Here is a 333-nt window from a genome sequence, read left to right as displayed (position 1 = left end):
AAAGCTCATGTACTTATAGGTTACGATGAAACGAATAATCGTAGTTTTCTAGAAATTGATGCTAATGTTGAAATACTGAAAGATCAAGAGACTATTGATTGGATTTGGAACAAACAAGATAAGTCCTTTTTTGACTCTAAGGATGATTCAAACTTGTGTGTAATTAAAGTAATACCAAAATCCATAAAAATTATGAACGATAAAAAATTAGACACACCACAAACCATTACGTTCGATTAGTTAAAAAGGCGAGCCTGGGACATAAATAGATGTCTCAGGCTCGTTTTCAATTTGGCAGTAGGTGCCTGAATTGAAAATGCGATTATATCAAGC

The 333-nt window shown here is 33.0% G+C and carries 1 protein-coding gene; it reads left to right on the top strand.

The genetic code is table 11. The features are described 5' to 3' along the window. Positions 1 to 240 (top strand): pyridoxamine 5'-phosphate oxidase family protein (locus EII32_RS11870; RefSeq protein WP_158611200.1); only part of this gene is annotated, 240 nt, incomplete at its 5' end. Positions 241 to 333: the final 93 nt, after the last annotated feature.

Origin of the sequence: Prevotella sp. OH937_COT-195, from assembly GCF_003932845.1 — a bacterium.
In the GTDB taxonomy this organism is placed as follows: domain Bacteria; phylum Bacteroidota; class Bacteroidia; order Bacteroidales; family Bacteroidaceae; genus Prevotella.
Note: the sequence above shows the minus strand (reverse complement) of the source record. Positions and strands in the feature narration are given on the sequence as shown.